The organism is Achromobacter sp. SIMBA_011 (genome assembly GCF_046535435.1).
Classification (GTDB): Bacteria; Pseudomonadota; Gammaproteobacteria; order Burkholderiales; family Burkholderiaceae_B; genus Achromobacter; species Achromobacter dolens.
Map to the genome: position 1 here is coordinate 1 of NZ_JAWRWN010000848.1, position 254 is coordinate 254.

Genomic DNA, 254 nt, shown 5'->3' on the forward strand with positions numbered 1-254 from the left:
GTTGTCGTCGAAGCCGCCGGCCTGGTTCGAAAAGCCGTACAGCACACCCAGCTTGAGGCCGCCCACCAGCGGGCTCACGTACTTGACCGAGTTGTTGATGCGCGTCCAGTTGTCGAGGTTGTCGTTGTCGAAGACGTGCGCGAATGCCGTGCCGCCATATCGCGTCCCTCCCAGGGAAAACGGCTCGACGAACTGCACGACCTCGTCGAACTGGCGCCCCGCAATCAGCGAGCCGAGCTGTTGCGATTGCAAGG

The 254-nt window shown here is 62.6% G+C and carries 1 protein-coding gene; it reads right to left on the reverse strand.

Annotated elements, in window-relative coordinates; translation table 11 throughout:
* A partial coding sequence (locus tag SB816_RS33390) for a porin (RefSeq protein WP_410548427.1) occupies window positions 1–254 on the reverse strand: 254 nt, incomplete at both ends.